This window comes from Paenibacillus alginolyticus DSM 5050 = NBRC 15375, assembly GCF_000422905.1.
In the GTDB taxonomy this organism is placed as follows: Bacteria; Bacillota; Bacilli; order Paenibacillales; family NBRC-103111; genus Paenibacillus_E; species Paenibacillus_E alginolyticus.
In genome coordinates this window covers 74,018-82,216 of record NZ_AUGY01000030.1, presented here as the reverse complement: position 1 = coordinate 82,216, position 8,199 = coordinate 74,018, and the positions used below count along the sequence as shown (strand labels likewise).

The window sequence follows — 8,199 nt, the reverse complement described above, 5'->3', positions numbered from 1 at the left end:
TATCTTTTTCCCTCGTACAATCCAACAAAACAAAGGAGATTTCACGAATGGCTCGATCACCGGCCTCGTGCCCATAAGTATCATTGATCTTTTTAAAATGATCGATATCAAGAAGTATAAGAGATAGACTATGATTGTAACGATTTGCATGGGCCAGCTCTTGCTTCAGTTTTTTGTTGAAATATCTTCGGTTATATAAAGAAGTTAAAGTGTCTGTTATGGCCAATTCTTCCAATTGCAGTTCTAATAACTTCCTTTGCGTAATATTGATATGTGAGATTACGGCTCCATAAATCTCACCCGAGGAAGTATAAAGAGGTGCCGTTTGCATTAAGAACCACCGCTTTACGGAAGGAGAGTGGCAAGGATATTCGTATTGAAAGGACAGAATCCTTCCCGTTAGAACTTGTCGAATACCCAAGACAACGGTATTTTCCTCTTTGCAAGCATCAAAATAATTGGTTCCAATTCCACAGTTGTTTGGGTTTCCGCCATTTGTCATTGCAAAACGGATCCAAGACTCATTAGTAAATCGAATGAAGCCGTTAAGATCAATAATTGAAATATTATCCAATAACGAATCTAGTACGGAGTAGTCCGTTATAAATTCTTCCATTTATCTATCACCCGCATTTCGAATGTTATGACAGACACTGGCTCGGTTTCTATGGACGAATCTCATGGTTGCGCCAGCTCCGAAGAGGGGCTTTTTTGCGTGCCATTTAACTTAGTCTAGGCGAGCTCCGGTATAACTAGCGTATATTTGATTGCCAAAAGTGTAGCATTAACATGCTTCCATTAATGCCGACCAGCATATGATTGACTACTCGTATATTTCGACAATTACCGCCAAACCCCTTCAATAACTTTCTACTACTTCAACTGTGGAGCCGCTTCGAGGTCATGACAAACGGCAACTGAAGTGAATGTTATTGCCGCCGATACGGATGAAGAGGTGAAACATCTGGGAACGAAGTTTCGGCAGCAATTCCTAAAGCTAAGCCGGGGCAATGAACTGTCGCTTCAGCCGCCTGTGGAAAGCATGGACAGTAAGAAAAACATGCCTTGCACAAGCAGCTTGGCTCTTCCATCTTCGGCAGTCCGGAAACTGTGGAAGAATAGCTGCAAGCCTTCCTGGACGAAACCCAAGCTGACGAAATAATGGTCATCGCCCAGGTGTTTGACCACAAGGCACGCTTGTGCTCCTACGAAATTGTCTCTGATATCATCAAACCGTAACCTATTGCACAAATATAAAATGGCTTCGCAAGATGATCTTTTCATTTGTGGAGCCTTTTGGTTTGTTATAAATTTCTTTCGGTAACCCGAAACGGGGCCGTTGTCATGAAAAAGAGTGCGATATTCATTCATCAGGGTTTTTGCACAGGGATCAAGTCGTGGAGAGAAACGTTCGCCAATAAAGAGCCTTATAAACAGTACTATTTTAGTTGGAGGTATGTAGGCTATCATTCCAACTGCAACTATTTTGTGAATGAGTAGATAAGGGTGCCCCGAAATTCGCCGATTAAGGGGTTAAGGTGAGCCGTATCCCCTCTAACGGCGAGAAATTGTGAGGGATGGGCTCGGAATATTGAAGGTGACAGGGATACAAAGGGACTGAGAACAGTATTTTCAACTATGGCATCACTATGCATTGACATATCGAGATTTAACGATATAATAATTGTCATGAACCCAATACTCATCTTTAAGGCACTGGCGAATGAACACGCTTGAATATTCTCGATTGGTTAAAGGAACCTGAGAAACACTTTCCCACGCAAGAAGGCGGTGACAGTAAAAAAATCGGGGTTTGTGTCAGCCACATTCAGGAAAAGGCAGGTTTATCTCAATCGACCGTTTCACAGTACCTTTTACTGCTTCAGAGGGCCGGTTTGTTACAAGCGAACCGCTATGGTCAATGGACGTATTACAAAAGAAACGAAGAGGCTATTCAAGAATTGGCTGTTTATATGAAAGATGGTTTATAGGAACGGATACAGGCATACATGGCTGATACCTGCATTGGATATCTTCCATGTATCTATTTTTCTATATTTATATCTAGAAAGATGGATATATAGATATACAAATAAATTATCCAAATATGGGGCATAATTTGAAAAACAATACCAACTGAATTTAAAGGAGAAATCAACTTGACAACAGCTGCTCACCTAAATAAATTTCCCCGTCTTTTGTCTGATATACAAATTGGTAAACTGAAACTAAAGAATCGTATTGGTGTAGCGCCAATGACCAGAATTAGCGCATCTGAAGACGGCGAAGCAACCAAAATCATGATGAATTATTATGAAAGCTTCGTACAGGGCGGTTTTGGATTCTTGATCACGGAAGGCGCCTATCCCGATGAAATGTATAGCCAAGGGTATCTGAACCAGTCAGGAATTGCAAATGAGAAGCATATCGATGCATGGAGAAAAGTAACCGGGGCGGTTCATCAAGCCGGATCAAAGATCATTGTCCAATTGATGCACGCAGGTGCGCAGTCACAAGGAAATCGTTATAAGAGCGAGATCATCGCGCCCTCTGACATACCAGCAAAAGGTGAACAGCTTCCGTTCTATGTCGGGGAGGGCCCTTACAAGAAACCAAAACAAATGACAAAAGAAGACATCCAAGAGGTTGTTCATGGTTTTGCGGAAGCGGCCAAGAGGGCAAAAGAAGCAGGGTTCGATGGCGTGGAAATCCATGGTGCCAACGGCTATTTGCTTGATGAGTTCCTGACGGATTATATGAATGAAAGAACGGATGAATATGGAGGCTCAACAGAGAACCGGGTCCGTATTCTGATTGAGGTCGCTAACGCAGTGCGTGAAGCGGTTGGGACTGATTTTGTTGTAGGAATCCGTATCTCCCAAGGGAAAGTCAGTGATTACCATCATAAATGGGCCGGGGCCGAAAAGGATGCCGAAATCATTTTTTCAAGTTTGAGCAGAGCGGGCCTGGATTATATCCATGTAACCGAATATGATGCGACTCGGGCGGCATTTGAAGGAACTGAACTAACGCTTGCCGCATTGGCTAAGAAATTCGGTACTGTTCCAGTGATGGCGAATGGCAATCTCGAAGATCCTGATAAAGCGGAACAGTTATTGATGCGTGGTGATGCTGATCTTATTACCTTGGGTAAAGGAGCGCTTGCCAACCATGACTGGCCTCAGCGCATCCTGACAGAGCAGCCTCTGCGGGAGTTTAATCCAGAAATTTTAGGACCAAAAGCCAATATAAAGGAACAGGAATTGATAATTACAAATGATTAAGGTGGGGTAAGCAGTTCGAGTATGACGGATACCGAAAAATGTATCAGAAAATAAGTTGACGCTTGGGTTTGTGTTACCAACTGAAAAGATGACAAAGACGCCGCAAATGGAGAATCAGCTGCATCTGGCTCGCAAAATCGAAGATTACGGATTTGCTGCACTTTGGCTACGGGATGTAACCATGCAGAATCTTCACATAGACGATAATGCCAAATGTATGATTTATGGATTTATTTAACTTATCTCGCCGCGCTACTGCGGAATGAGAATGCAGCGATTGAATCGAACCTAGGCGTTTTTGACAAAACCCTGCTGCCACAAGAAATCAATTGGATAATCAAAAGGGTATGCTGCTTACGCCTGCAGAAATTGCTCAGGTACTGAATGGCCAATCTTTGAATGTCACTCTTAATCTGAATGCAACGGATGTGTCTAATAGCACAACTCAAGGAATATCAGAGGACAAAAACTTAATTGAAACCCACATTGCCCCAAGTGCGGCTAACATTGGCTTTATGTATGATATTAGCATTACCAAGAAAGTAGATGTACTAAACAGCAGTGGTGCAGTGATCAATGCAGGTGCTTCACAATTTGTGCCTGTAGTACCGGAGCCGATTAGTATTACACTGACCATTCCAACAAACCTGCTGGGTTATAAGTATTTCGCTATTGTGAGAGTTCATGGCGGCGTTGCGGAATTCATACCAGCCTCTGTCAATGGAACAACCGTAACGTTCTCCTCAACCAAGTTTTCGACTTATGCTTTGGTTTACTCCAACCAAATGATATTTGCGGATAACTTGCCGGGCACAAGGCGGAGGTTTCATCAGCCCCACCGTTACGATTGATAATGCCGCAGGCGGAAAAGTTACTGTAGATAATAATAGCGCTACATCCGGTACAAAAGTGACCATTACTGTTACACCTGATGCCGGATATACACTGGACAAGTTATCGATTACAGATGATAAAGGTAATGTAATCAACTATACAGACCTTGGCAACGGTACTTACACGTATGTCCAACCGAGTGGTTCAGTTAAGATTAACGCTGCGTTCAAAGCTTTAGACAAGGCACCAGCATCGGCTGCCGATACGGGAGTATCCAAGTTGCTCAATACGATGGAACATTTAGCATATTTAAGCGGGTATGAGGATGGAACCTTTGCGCCAAATAAGGCCATCACTCGTGCAGAGTTTACAATCATAGCAGTAAGCTTTTCGAATAAAGCTGCAGGCAATAAGAGCTTTACAGATGTATCGAACACCCATTGGGCATATTCCAGCATAGCAACCTCAGCGGAATATGGATGGGTAAATGGCTATCCGGACGGTGCTTTTGAGCCGGATAAAACCATCACTCGCGCAGAGTCTGCTACGATTGTAAACAGAATGCTCAATCGTCAGCCTGACAAGAAAGCCATCGATGCGTCTACCAGCATCAAAGTTTTCAAAGACCTTTCAAGCGGCTACTGGGCATACTATGACATCATGGAAGCAACCAATGCCCATCATTACGAAAAATCAAACGGTAAGGAAATTTGGGTACCGTAACAAAACGCCATTGATTAAGTAAGCTCAATACAAGAAAGCCCGCCAATGTTTCGTATATTGGCGGGCTTTCTTTACATTCCAGAGTTTATTATCCGATTGCGGCAGAAGGAATTCACGCTTTTCTTGTCGAAAATATGAACTCCAGCATTTGCAAGCAGATGGTGGAGTTGCTCGGCAAAACGTTGGGAGTGACTCTTTATGATACGGATAAATAACAAAATTGCTCTGAAATATCTTGCATCGTTCATCCTGTTTCTCTCCATACTTCTCGGCATCCGGTGGTTTTGGTCCGGGATTTTTCCTGCGCCTGAACATCCTAGTGCGGTTCAAGGCGTGCTCGATCTGCGCGGCTGGGACTTCGTGAAATCCCGCTCCATTAGGCTGAAAGGCGAGTGGGAGTTTTATCCGGAAGCTTTGATTACGCATGAAGACAAGGGTCGGCAATCCCTTGACAAGCGTTATATTCAGGTTCCCGGAGATTGGCGAAGCGCTTTGCCGGCAGGGTCAAAGTCGTCGTTCGGATATGGGACGTACCGGCTGCGCATTCTTGTCGATCCTTTGCCGCAACAGTCTTTCGAATTCTGGATTCAGGAAATTCAAGCCTCTTCAGTTGTTGAATTCAACGGTCAGATAGCAGGAGTCGGCCAACCGACTGACCAAGCGAAAACGTATACGCCCCGCCGGATCTCGTATACCCCGCTCTATAAGGCAAACGAAGTGAGTGAGATCGAGCTGCTTGTACGCGTTGCCAATTTCGAAAATCCGTTTAATGGCGGCATTGTCAGGGACATCCGCTTCGGGTCGGATGCGGCCATCGATACCGAACGCTGGAGCTCCAGTGGCTTTCAGGTTGTGACATTCATAATACTGATGTTGCATGGCTTGTACGCCTTGATGTTATACGTGTTCAATCGGCAAAAATCGTTGCTCGTCTTCTTCATGCTGCTTCTGTCCTCCGGCATTTCGATTGTATCCGATCACGACAGCCTGCTGCTGGCATGGATGCCCTTCATCAGCTATGCATGGGCGCTGAAAATCAAGGTGCTCTCGTACTTGTCGTTTTCCTTTTTTTTCCTGTTTTTGATCGGGATATTTGCCAAGCTCCGAACAAACACTGGATTGTTCCGTACGTACGTCGGCGTTTTCGCTTTATATTGGGGGTTTGTGGCGATCATGCCGCCACCGCTCATTTACTATTCGATCGATGCTAATGTATTCACGCTGATTAGCTGGTTCCCATGGGCATGGATTGTCTATCTGGTCGGCAAAATGATAGCAAGAAATCAGCCTGGCGCCATTTTTCTGGTGCTTGCCGCTACGAGCATTTTATCCAGCTCTGTCTGGGGAGCGTTTAATAATCGCTCGGAAGTAACGAGCGTCTACTACCCGGTTGACGTGCTGGCAGCTATTGTCTGTTTTTGCGCTTACTGGTTTAAGCAGTACATCCGCAATTCCGAAGAAAACGCTAAGCTGAACGAGCAGTTAAGGATGGCAGACAAATTGAAGGACGATTTCCTGGCCAACACTTCGCATGAATTGCGCAATCCGCTGCACGGGATGCTGAATATCGCGCAAACCGTCCTTGACAGCGACAAACATGCGCTGAGCGATAAGAGCGTCCAAAATTTGGAGCTGATGATCACCGTCGGCCGGCGCATGTCGTTTATGTTAAATGACCTGCTCGATTTGACGCGTCTCAAGGAGGGCATCGTCCGCCTGCAGGTGCAAAGCATTCAGGTGCAAGCGGTCGCTTCCGGCGTATTCGACATGCTTCACTTCATGACCGACGGCAAGCCGATCCGGCTGATCAGCGAGATTCCGAACGAATTTCCTCCTGTGATGGCCGACGAAAACCGGCTTATTCAAATTTTGTTCAATCTGGTTCACAATGCGATCAAATTTACTAACGAAGGGACAATCACCATCTGGGCGGCCGTTAAGGGCGGGAAAGCGTACATTAGCGTTGCGGATACGGGCATCGGCATGGACACGGAAACGCTGCAAAGAATCTTTAAGCCCTACGAGCAAGGCGACACCGGCATGACGGCGGCTCCAGGCGGCGGCATCGGACTCGGGCTCGGCATTTGCAAGCAGCTCGTAGAGCTGCACGGCGAAGCGTTAGAGGTCATCTCTGCCCCCGGTGAAGGCACAGTATTCACGTTTGCTTTGGCGCTGTCCGATTCGTCGTCCGTTCAACTGGAAATGGGAGCTGCGTCGACTCTATTGTCCGCTTATATGGAAACAGGCGCTGCCGGCTCGAACATTCAATACGGTGAAGATACGGATACGCCAAGTTCCAGATCTACGGATAGACCGATCGTATTGGCTGTGGACGACGATCCGCTTAACCTGAAAGTATTGGAGGACATTTTAACTGCGAAAAGCTTCGATATCGTTGCGGTTACGAGTGGCAAAGAAGCGTTGTCCCAACTGAATTCGAGAGTGTGGGATCTGGTTATTACTGACGTCATGATGCCTCACATGTCGGGATATGAGCTAACGCAAGCGATCCGAGAGCGCTATTCGAGCTCGGAACTGCCCATTCTGCTTCTGACCGCACGCAACAATTCTGAAGATATTGCAGCGGGATTTTTGGCAGGCGCCAACGATTACGTTGTAAAACCTGCGGATACGATGGAGTTGATAGCTCGGGTGAGGGCATTAACCGATGTGCACCGTTCGATGCGCGAACGGCTTCGTATGGAAGCGGCATGGCTGCAAGCGCAAATACAGCCGCATTTTTTATTCAACGCGCTCAATGCGATAGCAGCGCTTAGCGACATCAATCTGAACAGAATGCGCCTTCTGCTTGACGAGTTCGGAAATTATTTGCGATCCAGCTTCAACTTTCAAAATTCAGAGCAGCTTGTTCCGCTTGAACAGGAGCTTGCTCTCGTCCGTTCGTATTTGTATATCGAGAATGAACGTTTCAACGGCAATTTGGATATTGCTTGGGAAATTGATGTGGGCATGCAGCTGAAGATTCCTCCGCTTTCCATCCAGCCTCTCGTGGAAAACGCAGTACGGCACGGTATTACGAGGCGTTCGTCGGGAGGAAAGATCCTTATTCAAATCACCGAATATGAAGACCGCTCAGAAGCAACCATTACCGATAATGGCGTTGGAATGGATGAAGAAACGGTGAAAGGACTACTGTGCTCACGTTCGGGCAGCAGGCAGGGAGTCGGTCTACGCAATATCGATCGGAGGCTGAAACAAATGTATGGGAATGGATTGCAAATTCAGAGTTATCCGGAGCAAGGTACGACCGTTTCCTTTGTCCGAAGACCCGCTGCTGTTCTGAAAACGGAGAGACCGAAAACAGAGAACGCGGGAAGGCGCCGTTGACCGGATGTCT

The 8,199-nt window shown here is 46.0% G+C and carries 7 protein-coding genes and 1 pseudogene; 6 read left to right on the top strand and 2 right to left on the bottom strand.

From position 1 onward, the window contains the following. Both G519_RS43150 and G519_RS53290 read right to left on the bottom strand, forming a co-directional pair. On the bottom strand, window positions 1-616 hold a 616-nt coding region (locus G519_RS43150; protein WP_036633053.1), incomplete at its 3' end, for a GGDEF domain-containing protein. 407 nt (window positions 617-1,023) lie between these two features. Then, the gene (locus tag G519_RS53290; protein ID WP_154669575.1) at window positions 1,024-1,188 is read right to left on the bottom strand and encodes a hypothetical protein; all 165 of its coding nucleotides are present in this window, start codon (window positions 1,186-1,188) and stop codon (window positions 1,024-1,026) included. A gap of 501 nt (window positions 1,189-1,689) precedes the next feature. Here G519_RS53290 and G519_RS43145 point away from each other — a divergent pair. The 6 genes and pseudogenes from G519_RS43145 to G519_RS0115505 all read left to right on the top strand — a co-directional run bounded on the left by G519_RS43145 (window position 1,690) and on the right by G519_RS0115505 (window position 8,189). Beyond that, window positions 1,690-1,991, top strand: a pseudogene (locus tag G519_RS43145) (ArsR/SmtB family transcription factor). 168 nt (window positions 1,992-2,159) lie between these two features. Next, window positions 2,160-3,284, top strand: coding sequence for an NADH:flavin oxidoreductase (locus G519_RS0115525; protein ID WP_268614411.1), 1,125 nt, complete (start codon window positions 2,160-2,162; stop codon window positions 3,282-3,284). Window positions 3,285-3,390: 106 nt separating this feature from the next. Continuing rightward, window positions 3,391-3,522, top strand: a complete 132-nt coding sequence (locus G519_RS52970) for a hypothetical protein (protein WP_268614409.1) — start codon at window positions 3,391-3,393, stop codon at window positions 3,520-3,522. A gap of 109 nt (window positions 3,523-3,631) precedes the next feature. After that, on the top strand, window positions 3,632-4,135 hold the full coding sequence (locus tag G519_RS0115515) for a hypothetical protein (protein ID WP_029195495.1): 504 nt from the start codon (window positions 3,632-3,634) through the stop codon (window positions 4,133-4,135). After that, window positions 4,077-4,841 (top strand): S-layer homology domain-containing protein, encoded by a 765-nt coding sequence (locus tag G519_RS0115510; protein ID WP_161632925.1) that lies wholly within the window; start codon window positions 4,077-4,079, stop codon window positions 4,839-4,841. The genes G519_RS0115515 and G519_RS0115510 overlap by 59 nt, the downstream gene beginning before the upstream one ends. 198 nt (window positions 4,842-5,039) lie before the next feature. After that, window positions 5,040-8,189, top strand: coding sequence for a sensor histidine kinase (locus tag G519_RS0115505; protein WP_029195493.1), 3,150 nt, complete (start codon window positions 5,040-5,042; stop codon window positions 8,187-8,189). Window positions 8,190-8,199: the final 10 nt, after the last annotated feature.

Coding starts and splice junctions, on each gene's coding strand:
- G519_RS0115515 (WP_029195495.1), top strand. CDS start 3,632: ATGCTGCTTACGCCTGCAGAAATTGCTCAGGTACTGAATGGCCAATCT.
- G519_RS0115505 (WP_029195493.1), top strand. CDS start 5,040: ATGATACGGATAAATAACAAAATTGCTCTGAAATATCTTGCATCGTTC.
- G519_RS52970 (WP_268614409.1), top strand. CDS start 3,391: ATGGAGAATCAGCTGCATCTGGCTCGCAAAATCGAAGATTACGGATTT.